This window comes from Halobellus sp. H-GB7, assembly GCF_030848585.1.
In the GTDB taxonomy this organism is placed as follows: domain Archaea; phylum Halobacteriota; class Halobacteria; order Halobacteriales; family Haloferacaceae; genus Haloquadratum; species Haloquadratum inordinatus.
Window position 1 is genome coordinate 366,882 of record NZ_JAVDDW010000001.1, and the last position, 16,939, is coordinate 383,820.

At 66.9% G+C, this 16,939-nt stretch carries 16 protein-coding genes; 8 read left to right on the plus strand and 8 right to left on the minus strand.

Features of this window, described 5'->3' with window-relative positions:
* Nucleotides 1-31 precede the first annotated feature (31 nt).
* The 6 genes from RBH22_RS02000 to RBH22_RS02025 form a co-directional block, all read right to left on the minus strand.
* Nucleotides 32-409 carry a hypothetical protein gene (locus tag RBH22_RS02000; RefSeq protein ID WP_306676391.1) on the minus strand — a complete coding sequence of 126 codons (378 nt, stop codon included), beginning with the start codon at nucleotides 407-409 and terminating at the stop codon, nucleotides 32-34.
* Nucleotides 402-617 carry a hypothetical protein gene (locus tag RBH22_RS02005; protein WP_256288037.1) on the minus strand — a complete coding sequence of 72 codons (216 nt, stop codon included), beginning with the start codon at nucleotides 615-617 and terminating at the stop codon, nucleotides 402-404. The genes RBH22_RS02000 and RBH22_RS02005 overlap by 8 nt, the downstream gene beginning before the upstream one ends.
* A gap of 110 nt (nucleotides 618-727) precedes the next feature.
* Complete coding sequence (locus RBH22_RS02010) at nucleotides 728-1,423, minus strand: LysE family transporter (protein ID WP_256544668.1); 696 nt, start codon at nucleotides 1,421-1,423, stop codon at nucleotides 728-730.
* Nucleotides 1,424-1,532: 109 nt separating this feature from the next.
* A complete protein-coding gene (locus RBH22_RS02015; protein ID WP_306676392.1) occupies nucleotides 1,533-2,243 on the minus strand; it encodes a TMEM165/GDT1 family protein in 711 nt (236 codons plus the stop codon).
* Nucleotides 2,240-2,944, minus strand: a complete 705-nt coding sequence (locus RBH22_RS02020) for a metal-dependent transcriptional regulator (protein ID WP_256544670.1) — start codon at nucleotides 2,942-2,944, stop codon at nucleotides 2,240-2,242. Before RBH22_RS02020 ends, RBH22_RS02015 begins: the two co-directional genes overlap by 4 nt.
* A 67-nt stretch (nucleotides 2,945-3,011) precedes the next feature.
* On the minus strand, nucleotides 3,012-4,184 hold the full coding sequence (locus RBH22_RS02025; protein ID WP_306676393.1) for a pyridoxal-phosphate dependent enzyme: 1,173 nt from the start codon (nucleotides 4,182-4,184) through the stop codon (nucleotides 3,012-3,014).
* Between the two features lie 93 nt (nucleotides 4,185-4,277).
* Between RBH22_RS02025 and RBH22_RS02030 the strand changes: the two genes are divergently transcribed.
* Nucleotides 4,278-5,552, plus strand: a complete 1,275-nt coding sequence (locus tag RBH22_RS02030; protein WP_256544672.1) for an NAD(P)/FAD-dependent oxidoreductase — start codon at nucleotides 4,278-4,280, stop codon at nucleotides 5,550-5,552.
* 111 nt (nucleotides 5,553-5,663) lie between these two features.
* Here RBH22_RS02030 and RBH22_RS02035 read toward each other — a convergent pair whose 3' ends face one another.
* Nucleotides 5,664-6,359, minus strand: coding sequence for a metallophosphoesterase (locus RBH22_RS02035; RefSeq protein WP_306676394.1), 696 nt, complete (start codon nucleotides 6,357-6,359; stop codon nucleotides 5,664-5,666).
* 179 nt (nucleotides 6,360-6,538) lie between these two features.
* Here RBH22_RS02035 and RBH22_RS02040 point away from each other — a divergent pair, with 179 nt between their 5' ends.
* Nucleotides 6,539-7,384 (plus strand): MarR family transcriptional regulator, encoded by an 846-nt coding sequence (locus tag RBH22_RS02040; RefSeq protein WP_306676395.1) that lies wholly within the window; start codon nucleotides 6,539-6,541, stop codon nucleotides 7,382-7,384.
* Between the two features lie 203 nt (nucleotides 7,385-7,587).
* Here the strand turns inward: RBH22_RS02040 and RBH22_RS02045 are convergent, their stop codons facing one another.
* The gene (locus tag RBH22_RS02045) at nucleotides 7,588-8,193 is read right to left on the minus strand and encodes a J domain-containing protein (RefSeq protein ID WP_256288045.1); all 606 of its coding nucleotides are present in this window, start codon (nucleotides 8,191-8,193) and stop codon (nucleotides 7,588-7,590) included.
* A gap of 184 nt (nucleotides 8,194-8,377) precedes the next feature.
* Between RBH22_RS02045 and ppsA the strand changes: the two genes are divergently transcribed.
* From ppsA to RBH22_RS02075, 6 genes are all read left to right on the plus strand, one after another.
* Nucleotides 8,378-10,666: a phosphoenolpyruvate synthase gene (gene ppsA, locus RBH22_RS02050; RefSeq protein WP_256544676.1), complete on the plus strand. Its 2,289-nt coding sequence runs from the start codon at nucleotides 8,378-8,380 to the stop codon at nucleotides 10,664-10,666.
* Nucleotides 10,667-10,733: 67 nt separating this feature from the next.
* On the plus strand, nucleotides 10,734-11,846 hold the full coding sequence (gene mfnA / locus RBH22_RS02055; RefSeq protein WP_256288047.1) for a tyrosine decarboxylase MfnA: 1,113 nt from the start codon (nucleotides 10,734-10,736) through the stop codon (nucleotides 11,844-11,846).
* A 158-nt stretch (nucleotides 11,847-12,004) separates the two neighbouring features.
* Nucleotides 12,005-12,526 (plus strand): VTT domain-containing protein, encoded by a 522-nt coding sequence (locus RBH22_RS02060; RefSeq protein WP_256546611.1) that lies wholly within the window; start codon nucleotides 12,005-12,007, stop codon nucleotides 12,524-12,526.
* Between the two features lie 85 nt (nucleotides 12,527-12,611).
* Complete coding sequence (metG, locus tag RBH22_RS02065; protein WP_306676396.1) at nucleotides 12,612-14,708, plus strand: methionine--tRNA ligase; 2,097 nt, start codon at nucleotides 12,612-12,614, stop codon at nucleotides 14,706-14,708.
* A gap of 64 nt (nucleotides 14,709-14,772) precedes the next feature.
* Nucleotides 14,773-16,539 (plus strand): pyruvate kinase, encoded by a 1,767-nt coding sequence (gene pyk / locus RBH22_RS02070; RefSeq protein ID WP_256544678.1) that lies wholly within the window; start codon nucleotides 14,773-14,775, stop codon nucleotides 16,537-16,539.
* A gap of 47 nt (nucleotides 16,540-16,586) precedes the next feature.
* Nucleotides 16,587-16,820: a hypothetical protein gene (locus RBH22_RS02075; protein WP_121568092.1), complete on the plus strand. Its 234-nt coding sequence runs from the start codon at nucleotides 16,587-16,589 to the stop codon at nucleotides 16,818-16,820.
* The last annotated feature ends 119 nt before the right edge of the window (nucleotides 16,821-16,939 follow it).

Below are 16,939 nucleotides of genomic sequence, written 5' to 3' on the forward strand. Positions count from 1 at the left end.
TAGAATATACTGGTTCGTGGAGCAGTTGTGTTTATACCGCTTCTATTGCGGCGGCGACACCGCGCCTGACTGCTCCAGCGATTCCGCTCACTCGGATCTCGACCGTCTCGACACCGAGCAGTTCGGAGAGTAGCCCCGGTCGGGCTCCGGCGCCAGAAACCGCCACGGTCCGGTCGCGGACACGGAACTCGACGGTGAGGTCAGTCCGAGAAAGCAGTTCGCTGAGCCGCTTCTCAGACCCGCCGGGGAGTCTTCGGAACGCCTGAACGGCGCCGAGTAATGAGGGGAACATCACGAACACTCGTTCGCCGATCGATCGCACGTCCGCCTGCGTCCCAGCGACCTCGATCGTCAGGTCTGCGTCCACCGAAAGCGGCGTGAACCGCTCGTCTACGTGGGAATCACTCACGCTCTCTGGTCGTGATCCGGACGGTGCCGTCGACGAGCCACGTGGCGTGCTCCGCGTCCGGCCCCGTCCCGCTGGGCACTTCGACCGACATATCCTCGAATTCGTACGTGATCTCGGCGCCTCGTCCAGTTAGGCGATCGTAGAGGCCGATCGCGAGTTCGGGCCACGTCGTCGTTTCGTCAACGCGCTCTTCGGGCGGTTGTGACATACTAGATAGTTATGTTCCTGAGTATACATACCTTGTGCCCAATCTGGACCGAATGCGATAGTGGCGGTTGCACGTCTTCCCTCATCCGACTGCACGCGCCTCGCGCTCGTTCACGACAGCGCGGCGATGCTCTGCGCTAGGAACAGAACGCCGAACCCGGCGAGGACGACGGCGCTGACGCCGGCGACGATCGGGGCGAAGGCCTCGACGCGGCGCTCTGCGCTGACGAGCGCGGCCGGGAAGCCGGTGACCCACACGACGATTCCGCCGAAGAAGCCCGCGACTAGGGCCGGCGATCCGGTGTTGACGACCAGAATGCCGGCGAGCGAGGAGCCGACGTACGGCGTCTGTGCGAGCACGTCGAGCGTGCCTGGCTGGAGCAGCCCGACCCCGATCGTGAGCCAAAAGAGGATCTGATAGGGGTTGGTGAGGGCGAGGACGAACGCCTTGCGGAATCCGGTCCCGATGCGCGGGTCGGAGTCGTCCGTGGCGCCGCCGCCGGCCCGGAACGACGATTGGATGTCGCTGGCTGCGCCGTAGGCGAAGTACAGCATCAGGACGCCGCCAACGCCGACCATCCCCGCCCGCAGGAGCGGGAACCGCTCGACGAACGCGACGACGCCGAGCGCCGCGAGGACGAAGAAGATCGCGTCGGCGCTCATCGCGCCGAGACCCGCCTTGAACCCGGCGAGCCAGCCGCGCACGACGCTCTCCTCGGCGATAATTGCGTTCATCGGTCCGGGCGGCGCAGCGAGGGCAACCCCGAATACGATACCGGCCGAGAGGGTTGCAACGAGACTCGTCATCGTCCCATCTCACGAGTGGTATCGAGAAAAAAGATCCGAAGGCGCGGCAGGCACTACGTCGGACCGCAGTGCATCGAGTGCGACCGGCCAGTCGCACGGGCCCGCCCAGTTACACGAGCCCGGTCGCGGCGGCGGTCACCGTCCCGATGAACGTCTCCCAGACGGAGAAGCCGGTGACGATCGAGAGGACCGTATCCAGCCCGAAGAAGGCGAACAGGATCGCGGAGCCGAAGTGGGCCTTGCGCATATTGAACTTGTGCGCGAAGGTGTGGAACAGATACGCGTTCGCGAGGCTGATCGGAATGATCGCGAGCATCTCGCCGGCCCAGATCGCCGAGGTCGCGCCGTACTGGACGGCCAGCCCGATCGTTACCAACTGCGTCTTGTCGCCGAACTCGCCGGTGACCATCATCACGAAAATGGGGAGGAATCCGCCGAAGGAACCGGCGTACCGATCGAGCGGGCGCGGGAGATCGAGGTCTGCCAACTCTGCGAAGCCCCCATCGGTAACGCTCGTCCCGTCGAGTCCGGAGCCACCGGCGGCCTTCGGAGCCGAACGGTACAGGAGGACCGCGAACGTCAAAAACAGCGCCGCCGTCACTGCATCGAGGACGACCGGCGGCAAGGCTGACTGAAGTGCCCGCCCGAAGAGGATCTCGATTGCGGTCCAGCCGGCGAACGCCGACCCTGCGGCGGCCACGACGATCCGCGGGTCGTACCGGGTCGAGAGCCCCGCGATGATGAACTGCACCTTCTCTCCGGGGAGGACGGCCAACTGAGCGACGAACGCGACGATCAGGATTTCGAGGTAGGTACTCACGCGTCGCTCACCTCAGTCGAACCGCCGGCTGGCGCCGCATCGGTCGCAGGACGAACGTAGATCGCTTCGGCCACAGATTCTGGGAGACTCTGTTCGGCGTCTGATCCGGTTCGCACCGTGACCATTCCGAAGGGGGCGACGCCGACAACTTCGAGCGTCGTCCCGGGTGTGATCCCCGCGTCAGCAAGATATTCGAGTTCGTCGCGGTCGCGGTCGCTGACGCGCGAGACGACGACGCGGTCGTCGACCTCGTGGGCCGTCAGGGGCGTCGCCTCGTCGTCTTCGAGCGGGGCGAGATCAGCGGACGGAATCGGATCGCCGTGCGGGTCGACGATCGGATCGTCGAGCGCCTCCGCGACGCGACGCTCGAACTCTTCGCTGATGTGGTGTTCCAGCGCGTCGGCCTCGTCGTGGACCTCGCTCCAGGAGTAATCAAGATGCTCTGCGAGGTACGCTTCGAGGAGGCGGTGATGGCGGAGAATCTCCAGTGCGACCGTCTCTCCTTCGGGGGTGAGTTCGGCTCCTTTGTACTTCTCGCGCGTCACGAGCCCGCGGTCTTCGAGATTCCCGAGCATACTCGTCACCGTCGGCGGGGTCTTCTCGAGGGCGTCTGCGACCGCAGAGGTGGAGACGGGCGGCCCGGATCGAGCCTGAATCTGGTAGATCGTTTTGAGATAGTCTTCCATCACGTCGCTCAACATACGACGATTTAGACTAGTCAAAATTAATAATCTGTCGGTCCAAACGATTCTGCGTGAGTGTTCTAACTCAGATCCCTTTTCCCATCAAATGGCTCCGGAGCACGTCTGCGGTCTTGGTTCCGGATTCCGTGTTGACGACGACGACGTGATCGTCGGGGCCGAACACGCCGTCGGCAGCGAGTTCGCCGGCCGCCGCGACCGCGACTCCGCCGGCGGCGCCAACCTCTAATCCTGCCTTCTGAGCGGCCACGACAGCGCTTTCGAGGCTGTTCTCGTCGTCGACGGCCACGAATCCGCCGCCGGTCTCCGCGACGGCGTCGAGCGCCGGCTCCGCACCGTTCGGCTCGGGAATCTCCAGTTCGCCGACGATGGTGTCCGGCGACTCCCAGGGTTCGATCGTGTCGGCACCGCGATCGTGCGCGGCGACGAGCGGCGCACAGCCGGCGGGCTGGGCCGCATACACCGGCGGCACGTCGTCGGTCATCCCGACCTCGCGGAGTTCGCGGAAGCCCTTCACGACGCCCGCGACCACCTCACCCGTCCCCGCCGGAAGGACGACGGCGTCCGGGAGCGCCCAATCGACAGACTCCGCGATCTCGAAGGCGACCGTCTTGATACCGTCGTGTCGGTGCGGATTGTCGAACTCCTGCAGCGTGTACCACTCCGACTGCAACTGTTCGTGGAGTGCGGCCTCCGCGTCGGGGTAGCGCCCGCCCGCGACTCGCATCTCCCCGCCGTGGACGTTCACCATCGCCTTGTTCGAGAACGGCGCGCGGGAGGGGACGAACGCGTACGAGCGGATGTCGGCCATCCCGGCGTAGGACGCCGCCGACTGCCCCGCGTTCCCCGGCGTCGCGAGCGCGACGAGGTCCGCGTCGGCTTCGCGCGCCGCCGTCACCGCCGGCGCCAGCCCCCGGTCGAGAACCGTTCCGGTCGGGTTGCGGCTCTCGTCTTTGATCGAGAGTTCGCCGAGACCGACTTCCTCGGCCAGCGTCGGCGCGGCGACGAGCAGCGTGCCGCCCTCGTCGGCCGTGACCGGCGATTCGAACGCGAGCAGGTCGCTGTAGCGCCACATCGACCGCGGTGCGTCCGCGAGCGCCTCGTCGGACCACTCGACGGCGTCGTAGTCGTACGCGGCTTCGAGCCGTGCGCCGGCGTCGCTCTCGCCCGTCGCAGTCGCGTCGTAGCGCTCGTCGGTCGCCGTACAGACTAGGCCGCAGAACGCCTCGCTCGTTTGCATACCTGGAGTTACGATCCGACGAACAAATCCCTATTCACTTCTCTCCGGGACCCACTCGCAGTCTCTTTGTGTCCCGCGATCGAAACGACGCGTATGAACGGAGCTTCCGTCGTCGTCGCCGGCGCAGGGCTGGCCGGGCTCGTCGCCGCCCGTCGACTCGCCGCCGCAGGCGCAGATGTGACAGTGCTGGAGCGCCGATCGACCGTCGGTGGCCGCGTCCGGACGGAGACGAGAGACGGATTCACTCTCGACCGCGGATTTCAGGTGCTTTTCACCGCGTATCCGGCCGTCCGACGGGAACTAGATCTGGCGGCGCTCGACCTCCGGTACTTCACGCCCGGCGCAGTCATCGCCCGGCCCGGATCACGCTCCGTCCTCTCGGACCCGCTGCGCGACCTTCGATCCGCGCCGGCGTCGGTCCGCAACGACGAGGTGACGTTCACCGACAAGGTCCGGACGCTGTTCCTTCGGCAGCACGTCGACACGCGGACGGAATCCGAGATCTTCAGGAGCGCCGATCGATCGATCCGCTCGTATCTCCGCGAGTGGGGCTTTTCGGACGACTACGTCGACAACTTCGTCGCCCCCTTCTACGGCGGAATTACGCTCGATCGGTCGCTATCGACCTCGAAACGCGTCTTCGAGTACACGTTCAAGGCGCTCTCGGATGGCCGCATCGCCGTTCCGGCCGCCGGAATGGCCGCGATTCCGGAGCAGTTGGCAGCGCGAGCGCGAAGCACGGGCGCGTCGATCCGTCTCTCCGAACGCGTCGAATCGGTGACCGACCACGGCGACGGCGTCACCGTCGAGACCGACGCCGAGACGATCGACGCCGACGCACTCGTCGTCGCGACCGACCCCAAGGAGGCGAAACGCCTCACGGACGTCGCGGAGATCCCGACTGACGCTCGCGGGTGCGTGACTCAGCACTACCGGCTTCCGGACGACGTCGCGCCGACGACGCGGCGCAAGCTCCTGCTCAATGCCGGCGATCCGTCGCCGAATACGGTCGTGCCGATGTCCGAGGTCGCGCCGGAGTACGCACCCGACGGCGAGGCGCTACTCAACGCCACGTTCCTCGGCGACGCCGCACTCGACCGCGACGCTGGAGCCCTCGCCGACGAGACGCGCCTGACCCTGGAGTCGTGGTACCCCGACCGCGACTTCGCGGACCTCGACCCCGTCCGCACCCAGCGGATCGAGTTCGCGCAGTTCGATCAACCGCCGGGCGTACACGACACGCTCCCGGATCACCGCGCGCCGGGCGGTCGGACGTATCTGGCCGGTGACTACACCGCGTGGTCCTCCATTCAGGGCGCGATGCGAAGCGGTCGCGAGGTGGCCAGAGCGGTCGAGTGGGACTTCTGACTCCCGATCCGTGAGGGGCGTCGTACGGACTCATAGGGGTTATCGTAACTGTTCGGAGATTCTCGCCGTACCGTCCGGCAAGAAATCTATGGAGACTTACGATAACCCCTATCAGAGCAATCGTCGAAACGACGCAAGCGGCGGAAACGTGAGGGCTTCCTCGCTCCCGTCGTCGTAGATGGTCGGTCGGACGTCGTCGAGGTCGCGGACGAGTGGTGACTGGAGGTCGGATCCGCGCGCGTCGTTGACCTCGACGCCCGCAGCCAGTCGCGAGAACGCGGGCAGCATCAGCACGTCCGCGCCCTCGTAGGCGGCCGGTGCGTCGAGAAAACACGGTCGCCGCTGCCCTTCGATGTCGATCGCCGGGTGGTCGTGTCCGATCACGTACTGCTCGGCGTCGAGCGACGGCTCCTCGTGCCCGTGACAGACTACGGTTCGTGGGTCCGCTGCGACGACGTAGGCGTCGCGGGCGTCGTCGCGGACGGCATCCAACATCGGGTCGTGATTCCCGCGAACGAACACGGGATCGCTTCCAGCCTCGCGGCACGCCGCTGCGAGTTCGGCGACCGTCTCACGACTCCGCTCCGAGACCGCCTCGAACCGGTGGAGCACGTCGCCGGCGAAGACCACGGTTGTCGGCTTTGCGCGGGTGAGCAGCGCGCCGAGTCGGTCGAGCAGGTCGCGACGCTCACCGAGCGGAAACGCGACGTCTGACGCTTCGTTCCGCCCGACGTGGAGGTCGGCGACGACGAGCGCGTCCGCGGTCGGCAGGAAGACGCTCCGCGGGAGAAACTGGAAGCCGTCCACGGTCGACGTACGGATGGGGCGGTCATATCGGTGACGGCAGCGGGAGCACGCACCGACGATGGCAGTGAGAGCACGCGTCGATGACGATAGCGTGACTACGCAACTGTGCTCTGCGGCTTGGGCGCACCGCTCGTCGGGTTCCGGTGGGATTTTTCTCGGCGGCCTGCAAGGACGCCAGTATGAGCGGAGCCCTCGAAGACAAGCGGACTGCGACGCGGTTTCGCATCCTCGTCGAAATCGCGGACCGGCAACCGGCGGTGAGCCAGGGTGAGATCGCCGAGGCCGTCGGCGTGACGAGCCAGGCCGTCAGCGAGTACATCCGAGAACTCGTCGACGACGGCTACGTCGAGAAGGAAGCGCGGTCGCGGTACCGCGTGACGAAAGAGGGCGTCGACTGGCTGTTCCAGGAGGCCAAAGGGCTCCAGCGATTCGCCGAGCACGTCACCGACGACGTGCTCGAAAGCGTCCAGGAGGATGCCGCCATCGCGACGGCGACGATCGAGACTGGTGACACGGTGACGTTGTCGCTCCGCGACGGACTGCTGCACGCCTCGCCGGGCGGTTCCGGTCCCGCGACCGGCGTCGCGACGACGAGCGCCGACCCTGGCGAGGACGTGAGCATCACTGGCTTCGAGGGCGTCATCGAGATCGAGCCGGGCGAAGTCACCGTCGTTCAGGTTCCGTCGGCGCGCTCCGGCGGCAGCCGAGCGGTTTCGCCGGACGAGTTGGCGGGGATCTGTGCCGATGCGGCTGTCGTCGTTGCGGCGGGAGTCGAAGCGGTCGTCGCGCTTCGAGCAGCCGAGGTCGACGTCGAAACGTCGTTCGCTGCCGGCGAAGTCGCCGCAGCGGCGGCCGCACGCGGTGTCGACAGCGTCGTCGTGGCCACGGCGGACAACGTGGGGCGCGTGACGGACGCACTCCGTGACAGCGACGTCCTGTACGAGGTAACCGAAGCCGGACGTGACGGGGCGACGCCGGCGGCCGGCGATCCGAACGAGGCGGGCGACAGCGACGGGGCGGACTGACACCGAGCGACGCCTCTCGATGCGGGCGAACAGGTGGTACGGGACTGCCCGTCTCCGAATCACACGGCGCGGTGTACCACGCAACCGCGAGACGCGCCGTGGCGAGGGCTACATTACGCGCGGTCTGGCCGCGGCTCCGTATATAAAACCTCGCGCAGACCGGGGCTTCTGCGGCACTGGGGCTGTCTCTTAGTGAGACAGGTTTACTCGCTCGCGTGTTCTCGTGCCGTTGCGTACGCTTCTTGGAGCTGCTTGAACTCCGCCTGTGAGCCGCCGTGATCCGGATGGACGGACTTCACGCGGTCGCGGTAGGCGGTCCTGACGGCCTCGGGACTGGCACCCCGCGAGAGATCCAGGTAGTCGAACGCCTCCGAGACCGGATCCGCTCTGGCGTTCGAGCGGGGACCGTGGGTGAAGGTGGGGACGTCGAACGGGAGTCGACGGCCGAGGGCGTGGACCGGCATCTCGTGCTCACAGAGGACGGTGTAGGTCCCTGCGCGTTCGAGTCTGAAGTACGCCTGCGCGTCGAAGGTGATCGCGACGTCCCGGCGCGGCAAGTAGAATTCGATCGTCTCGCCGCGGACGACGTGGTCCTCGGCGAACGGCTCGGAAATATCGCGGAGATACTCGCGAATCTCCGCGCGTCGGCGCGTCGAGCCATCGATTCGGTGGCCGGCGGGCGTCGGCTCGTCCGGAAAGAGGCGTCCGCCTACGACGAACACGCCCGCGGCGACGACGGAGGCGATACCGCCCCCGAGGAGGCCGAAGACGAGCCACGGCGGCAACAACGAGACCCACTCCGGAAGCACGTATAGACACAGGGCGCCGTCCCTAAAGAATTTCTCGCCCGGGGGTCGTACTCCGGAGCCGAAGAGCGAGCGCGCCACGCATCCTCACCTATTATATATTAAAAATTCGCTTCCGAGTACGTTTTATTCGGCGTCTCACGCTTCGGAAAGTACTTTAGTGATATCTGCGGACTTGCACACGCTAATGGCTGTAGCTTGGCTGGACGACGTGCGGTCCGCCGACATCGAGAGCGTCGGCGGAAAGGCGGCTTCGCTGGGCGAACTCACCGGGGCAGGGCTGCCTGTTCCCTCGGGGTTCGTCGTGACCGCCGGGACATACCGTGAATTCATCGAGGACGCAGGCATCGACGAGGAGCTGTTTTCGGCTGTCGACGTCGATCACGAAGACACCGAGGCTCTTCGTGAGGCTCACGAACGTGCTCACGAACTTATTATGAACACTCCCGTCCCCGACGACGTTCGGGAGGGAATCCTCGCTGCGTACCAAGACCTCGGCGACGGCGAACGCTTCGTCGCCGTCCGTTCGTCTGCAACCGCCGAGGACCTGCCGGACGCGTCTTTCGCCGGCCAACAGGAGACCTTCCTGAACGTCCAGGAGGACGCACTGGTCGAGCGTGTCAAGGAGTGCTGGGCGTCGCTGTTCTCCCAGCGAGCGATCTACTACCGGAACCGACAGGGCTTCCCGCACGACCAGGTCGACATCGCCGTCGTCGTACAGGAGATGGTCGACGCCGAGAAGTCCGGCGTGCTGTTCACCTCGCACCCCTCGACGGGCGAGCCGCAGATCATCATCGAAGCCGCGTGGGGACTCGGCGAAGCGGTCGTCTCCGGGTCTGTCTCCCCGGACAACTACGTCATCGACCGAGACACTGCCGAAGTCGAGACCATCACGGTCGCCGACAAGAAGATGATGATGGTCAAAGACGAGGAGACCGGCGAGACCATCGAGACGGAGGTCCCCGACGAAAAGCGGAGCGCACGCGTGCTCTCCGACGAGGAGATCGAAGAACTCGTCGCGCTCGGTGAGCGCGTCGAAGACCACTACGGAACGCCGCAGGACGTCGAGTGGGCGATCCACGAGGGCGAGGTGTATATGCTCCAGTCGCGGCCGATCACGACGATCTCCGACGACGAGGAGTCCGCCGAGGCGGCCGCCGGGGCGAACGGCGGACAGGTCCAGTCCGGCGACTCCTCCCAGTCCGGCGACGTCCTCTTCCGCGGGCTCGGATCGAGTCCCGGGATCGCCTCCGGTGAGGCCCGGATCGTCACGAAACTCGACCACCTCGACCAGGTCGGCGAGGGCGACATCATCGTGACTGAGATGACGATGCCTGATATGGTGCCCGCGATGAAGCGCGCGTCGGGCATCGTCACCGACGAGGGCGGGATGACTTCCCACGCCGCGATCGTCTCGCGCGAGCTCGGCGTTCCGGCGGTCGTCGGCGCCGGCTCGGCCACCCGGCAACTGGAAGACGGCCAGCCGATCACGATCGACGGTGACAAGGGAACGGTTCGCGAGGGTGCAGAGCCCGAGAAAGAGGCGCCCGAACCCATCGAGGAGGCGCGACCGAAGACGCCCGTGAAACCGATGACGGCGACCGAAGTGAAGGTCAACGTTTCGATCCCCGAAGCCGCAGAGCGCGCCGCCGCGACGGGCGCCGACGGGGTTGGACTCCTCCGCATCGAGCATATGGTGCTCTCGCTCGGCAAGACGCCAACGAAGTACATTGCCGAGAACGGCGAGCGGGCGTACGTCGACGAACTCGTCGACGGCATCCGAACCGCCGCCGAGGCGTTCTACCCGCGTCCCGTCCGCGTCCGCACGCTCGACGCGCCGACCGACGAGTTCCGCCAGTTGGAGGGCGGCGACGACGAGCCACACGAGCACAACCCGATGCTCGGATACCGCGGCATCCGCCGCTCGCTCGACAACCCGGATCTGTTCGAGCACGAGCTGGAGGCGTTCCGGCGGATCTTCGAGATGGGCTACGACAACGTCGAGGTGATGTTCCCGCTCGTCAACGACGCCGAGGACGTCTTCCGTGCACGGAATCTGATGGAACAGGCCGGCATCGACCCCACGAAGCGCGAGTGGGGCGTGATGATCGAGACGCCGGCGGCCGCGCTCGAAGTCGAGTCGATGGCTGAAACCGGCATCGACTTCGTCTCCTTCGGGACGAACGACCTCACGCAGTACACGCTCGCGGTCGACCGCAACAACGAGCGCGTCGCCGACCGCTTCGACGAGCTACACCCGGCAGTTCTGAAGCTCATCGGCGACACCATCGAGACGTGCCGGGACCTCGACGTCCGCACGAGTATCTGCGGGCAGGCAGGCTCGAAACCGCAGATGGTCCAGTTCCTCGTCGAGAAGGGCGTCTCGTCGGTTTCGGCGAACATCGACGCCGTTCGCGATGTCCAGCACGAGGTCAAGCGGGTCGAACAGCGCCTCCTGCTCGATTCCGTTCGCTGATCTCCGGTACTCCCTGGTCTGATCACTAAACGGAACCACTAAACGCGGACGGGAACTAAACGGCGCTATGCAGCGGGCGGCCCCGCAAGAGTTCGACCGGGTTCTTTCGTCGATGTGCACGGAGCCACATCCCGCCGCGCGGGACGCGGCGGAGCGATTTCTCGCGACGAACCCGGGGGATCCGGCGACGTACGCCGAAGTCGCCGACCTCGAATCGCGCGCGGTGGCCGGACTCGGGCGGCTCGCCGGCCTCGACGACGCAGCTACAGCCCCTTCGTCGTCACGAGCGGGCGCCGGTCGACCAGCGGCCGACGCCCCGTATGGATACATCACGAGCGGCGGGACCGAGGCGAACATCCAGGCGCTCCGCTCCGCTCGGAACCGTCGGGACGTCGAGCACCCGAACGTCGTCGTCCCCGAGAGCGCGCACTTTTCGTTTCCCAAGGCTGCCGACATCCTCGACGTGGAGTTACGTTCGGTTCCGACCGACGACGCCCACCGCGTCGACCTCGACGGCGTGCGGGCCGCCGTCGACGACCAGACGGTGTTAGTGCTCGGCGTCGCCGGAACCACCGAGTACGGCCGTGTCGACCCGATTCCGGAACTCACCAGAATCGCTCACGACGCCGGCGCGTACTGTCACGTCGACGCCGCGTGGGGTGGCTTTCTGCTCCCCTTCACCGACTACGAGTGGAGCTTCGCGCACGCGCCGATCGACTCGCTGACGATCGACCCTCACAAGTGCGGGCGGGCGGTCATCCCCGCCGGCGGCCTCCTGTTCCGCGAACGCGCAGGCGTCGACGCGCTCGCGGTCGATACTCCGTATCTGGAGTCGACCTCGCAGGCGTCGCTGACGGGGACGCGGAGCGGGGCCGGTGTCGCGGGCGCCGTCGCCGCGATGGACGCACTGTGGCCTGACGGCTACCGCCGCGAGTACGAGCGCGCCGACCGTCTCGCGCGGTGGCTGGCGACCGAACTCCGGGAGCGCGGCTACGACGTCGCCGACGTGGCACTCCCGATCGTCGTCGCCGACGTCGACGCCCCGACGTTCGAGCGGATCCGTGACCGGGGCTGGCGACTCTCCCGCACCGGTTCGGGGTTGGCTCGGATCGTCGTGATGCCACACGTCACCCGGGACGTGCTCCACGCCTTCCTGTCGGATCTCGACGAGATCCGGTAGCCGCGCTCGCGTCTACGGCGCCGATTTCGCCCGGAAACTCAAGACTTACGACCCCGTGCGACTCACTCTCCGGTAACGTGTCCCTCCCTGTCACGGCAGTACCGCTCGAGCCCGTCGTCGACACGGCCAGCACTGTCGGTCTCGCGCTCGCGAGTGACCTGTTGCCCGACTTCGGTTGGCTCTCGGCGGCGGTCGAGACGGCGACGGGATGGCCCGGGCTGGGCATCATCTTCGTCTACTCGTTCCTCATCGCGTTCGCGCTGCCCGGGGTGAGCGAGATCGTTCTGCTCGCGCCGCTGAATCTCGGCCTCTCGGAGACGGGACGACTCGCGGTCATCACGCTCGTGACCGGCGTCGGAAAGGCCGCGGGCAGCGTCTTCGCGTTCCACATCGGCCAGGAGGTCAAGGAGGCGGGACCGGTCATCCGGTTCCTGCGGCGGTCCCGGTTCGACGTGATCGAGTGGTCCGAGCGCCGCACCGTCGACATCGCACAGAAGTGGGGCTACGCCGGTCTTGCGGTCGCGCTCTCGATCCCGTTCTTCCCGGACACCCTCTCGATCTACGCGTTCGCCGTGCTCGAAGAGGATTACGTGAAGTTCGCGGCCGCGACGTTCGTCGGGAGCGTCGGCCGCCTCGTCGTCACCGTCGTCGGCGTCGGTACCGTGCTGTCGATCGTCTAGTCGGGGTCGCCCTCGCCACTGAGAGGCGGCCCGCCGGCGACTCCGAATCAGCGGGATTTTGGTGCCGCCGCTGAGAGTACCCCCTATGAGCCACGAGGACTTTCCCACCGAGAACCCGGCGGTGGTGACCTGCGGCCTGCCGTACGCCAACGGCGACCTGCACATCGGCCACCTCCGAACGTACGTCGGCGGCGACATCTACAGTCGCGCGCTGAAGCGACTCGGCCAGCAGACCGCGTTCGTCTGCGGGTCGGATATGCACGGCACCCCGGTCGCCGTCAACGCCGCCCAGGAGGGCGTCACGCCCGAGGAGTTCGCGCTCCGACACCACGAACAATACGAGGAGACCTTCCCGAAGTTCGACGTCGAGTTCGACAACTACGGGCACACGGACGACGCGACGAACACGGAGACGACCCAGGAGATCGTCCGGACTCTCGAAGCGGAGGGCTACGTCTACGAGAAGGAGATCCCGGTCGCCTACGACCCCGACGCCGACCAGTGGCTCCCCGACCGCTTCGTCGAGGGAACCTGCCCCTACTGCGGCGAGCACGCCCGCGGCGACGAGTGCGACGAGGGCTGCGGTCGCCACCTCGAACCCGGCGAGATCGAAGATCCCGTCTCGACGATCACGGGCAACTCAGCGGAGTACCGAAACCGAGAGCACAAGTTCTTCGCCGTCTCCGACCTGCAGGAGTACCTCGGCGAGTTCATCGACCGCCTGGAAGGCACCTCGAACGCGCAGAATCAGCCCCGCGAGTGGATCGAGGGCGATCTCCAGGACTGGTGTATCACCCGCGATATGGAGTGGGGCGTCGACTACCCCGGCGAGGAGGACCTCGTCCTCTACGTCTGGGTCGACGCGCCGATCGAGTACATCTCCTCGACGAAGCAGTACACCGAACGCGTCGGCCCCGACGTCTTCGACTGGGAGACGGCCTGGCGCGAGGACGGCGACATCGTCCACATCATCGGCCGCGACATCATCCAGCACCACACGGTGTTCTGGCCGGCGATGCTCCACGCCTCGGGCTACGTCGAACCCCGCGCCGTGATGGCCTCCGGATTCATCACGCTGGAGGGCAAGGGCTTCTCGACCTCGCGAAACCGCGCGGTCTGGGCCGACGAGTACCTCGAGGAGGGCTTCCGTCCCGACCTCCTGCGCTACTACCTCGCGACCAACGGCGGCTTCCAGCAGGACGTCGACTTCTCGTGGGCGCGCTTCCGCGAGCGCGTGAACAACGAACTCGTCGGCACGGTCGGCAACTTCGCGTACCGCTCGCTGCTCTTCGCCGCCCGCGAGTTCGGCGGCACGCCCGACGTCGACCTCTCGGAGTCGGTCCGTGAGCGCATCGAGACGGCGATGGCCGAGTTCGAGGCCGGCGTCAACGAGTACTCGGTCCGCGAGGTCGGCGACGCCGCCGTCCGCCTCGCGCAGTTCGGCAACGAGTACATCCAGCGGAACGAACCCTGGAAGCTCGACGACGACGACCCCGAGAAGGCGCAGGTCATCCGTGACTGCGTCCAGATCGCGAAGGCCGTCGCCGTGCTCTTCGAGCCGGTCACGCCCGAAGCGGCCGAGAACCTCTGGGACGACCTCAACGAGGACGGCGACGTCCACGCCGTCGGCACCGACGCCGCGCTCGACGCCCCGGCCGCGGCGTTCGACGAACCGACGGAACTGTTCGAGAAGATCCCCGAGGAGCGCGTCGAGGAACTGAACGAGAAACTCGAAGCGCGAGTCGACGCTGCGACCGAAGACGGCGAGGCCGAGGCCGACGCGGACGACGAGGCCGACGCAGGTACTGGCGACGGCGACGAGCCGACCGAGGAAGCAGTGGCCGACCTCGAACCGATCGCCGACGAGCGGATCAGCTTCGAGGACTTCCAGGATCTCGACATCCGCGTGGGCGAGATCGTCGCCGCCGAGGGTGTCGAAGGCGCCGACAAACTCGCGAAGCTGACGGTCGACATCGGCGTCGAAGAGCGCCAGATCGTCGCCGGGATCAAACAGCTCCACGACCTGGATTCGCTCCCTGGCACGAAGATCGTCGTCGTCGCCAACTTGGAGAAAGCCGAACTGTTCGGCGTCGAATCCAACGGGATGCTGCTCGCGGCGGGCGATCAGGCCGATCTCCTGACCACCCACGGCGACGCCGTCCCCGGAACGAAGGTCCAGTAGACCCCTCGTTACGCCGGCCGGCTCATCGTCGGTCTTTTTAACTCACTCCCGAGTAGGGGGTCCTATGAGAAAGGCGAAAATCGTCTGCACGCTCGGCCCGGCGTCGGACGACGAATCCACGATTCGGGGCCTCGTCGACGCCGGGATGAGCGTCGCCCGCCTCAACGCGAGCCACGGGACCCCGGACCACCGCCGGAAGGTCATCGAGCGCATTCGGTCCGTAGACGACGTGACCGACAGCCCCCTGGCCGCGATGGTCGACCTCCAGGGCCCCGAGGTCAGGACGGCGCCGCTCGAAGACCCAATCACGCTGGCGACTGACACGGAGGTCCGGTTCGTCGCGGGCGAGGAGGCGACGCCCGAAACGATCGGGCTCTCGTACTCGATCACGGCCGCCGAGCCGGGCGATACGGTGCTCCTCGACGACGGTCGGATCGAGGCCACGGTCGTCCGCGTCGACGACGACGGCGTCGTCGCGCGCATCGACTCCGGCGGCGAACTCGGGGGGCGAAAGGGCGTCAACCTCCCGGGCGTCGACCTCGACATCGACCTCATCACCGAAGGCGACCGCGCGGAACTGGCTGTCGCCGCCGAGACCGAGGCCGACTTCGTCGCCGCCTCGTTCGTCCGCTCTGCGGAAGACGTCTACACCATCAGCGACGCGCTCGACGAACTCGGCGCGGACATCCCCGTCGTCGCAAAGATCGAGCGCGCGGGGGCGGTCGAGAACCTCGACGAGATCATCGACGCCGCCTACGGCGTGATGGTCGCCCGCGGCGACCTCGGCGTCGAGATGCCGCTCGAAGACGTCCCGATCATCCAAAAGCGGATCATCCGAAAGTGCCACGCCGCCGGGACGCCCGTCATCACGGCGACCGAGATGCTCGATTCGATGGTGCACGCCCGCCGACCTACTCGGGCGGAAGCCTCCGACGTCGCGAACGCGGTCCTCGACGGCACCGACGCGGTGATGCTCTCGGGCGAGACCGCGATCGGCGACGACCCGGTACGCGTCGTCGAGACGATGGACCGGATCATCCGACAGGTCGAAGCCAGCGACGAGTACGCCGAGAGCCGCGAACAGCGGATTCCGACGCCGGACGAGGACTCCCGCACCGAGGCGCTCGCCCGCTCGGCGCGGTATCTCGCCCGCGACGTCGGTGCGAGTGCAATCGTCGCCGCTTCCGAGTCCGGCTACACCGCGCGGAAGACGGCGAAGTTCCGGCCGGCAGTCCCGGTGGTCGCGACGACTCCGACGGACCGCGTCCGCCGGCAACTCGCCCTCTCGTGGGGCGTCATCCCGGTCTACTCGGCGTACCGCGACGGCATCGACGCGATGATGGAAGACGCCGTCGACGCCGCGCTCGACGCCGGCGTCGCGAAATCCGGCGACACGCTCGTCGTCCTCTCGGGGATGATGACCGAACTCGAGGGCACGAACACGACGAATATGCTGAAACTCCACGTCGCCGCCGAGGCCGTCGCGACGGGCCGGAAGGTCGTCGGAGGCCGCGTCGCTGGCCCGCTCGCAGTCACCGAGGACGGCGACCTCTCGTCGGTCCCCGACGGAGCGATCCTGGCACTGCCGGCGACCTTCGACGGCGAGTTCGACGGCGAGGCCGCCAAACTCGGCGGCATCGTCGACGCGCGTCCCGGGATGACGGGCTATCCGGCGCTCGTCGCCCGCGAACTCGACATCCCGATGATCTCGGGTGCGCCGCTGCCGACGTCGCTGTCGCCCGGGACGACTTTGACGCTGCACGCCGAACGCGGCATCGTCTACGAGGGCGACGTCATCAGACATCGCACGCGAGACGCCGAGATCCGATAGGCGTCCGAGGCGGCAAGTCTTTTCCTGTGGCAGTCGTACTACTCGTAATGAGTAATCCGGACACTGGTCCCGACCGGGAGCTCGACGAGACCCGAACCGACCAGGACGCTGCGCCGCCTGCGACCGACGTCGATGCCGACGGGCTCGGCGACGGACGGCTCTCGCTCCGTGCGCCGATCGAACCCGGCGATCCCGACGCGGAGAACGCCCTGTTCGTGGTGGCTGGCGCGCTCGGTACGGTCGCGCTCCTCGCGTCAGCGATCGTCCCGGGCGTACTCTGAGCGGCTCGCCGCCACTCGATTTCGGCCTCCGTGCTGCACGTCCGTTATCAGTTCTGATCCTGTGACCGCAGCGTTTTATGCGAGTTGGTCGGTAGCGTAGGGGGACGACCGTATCGCCG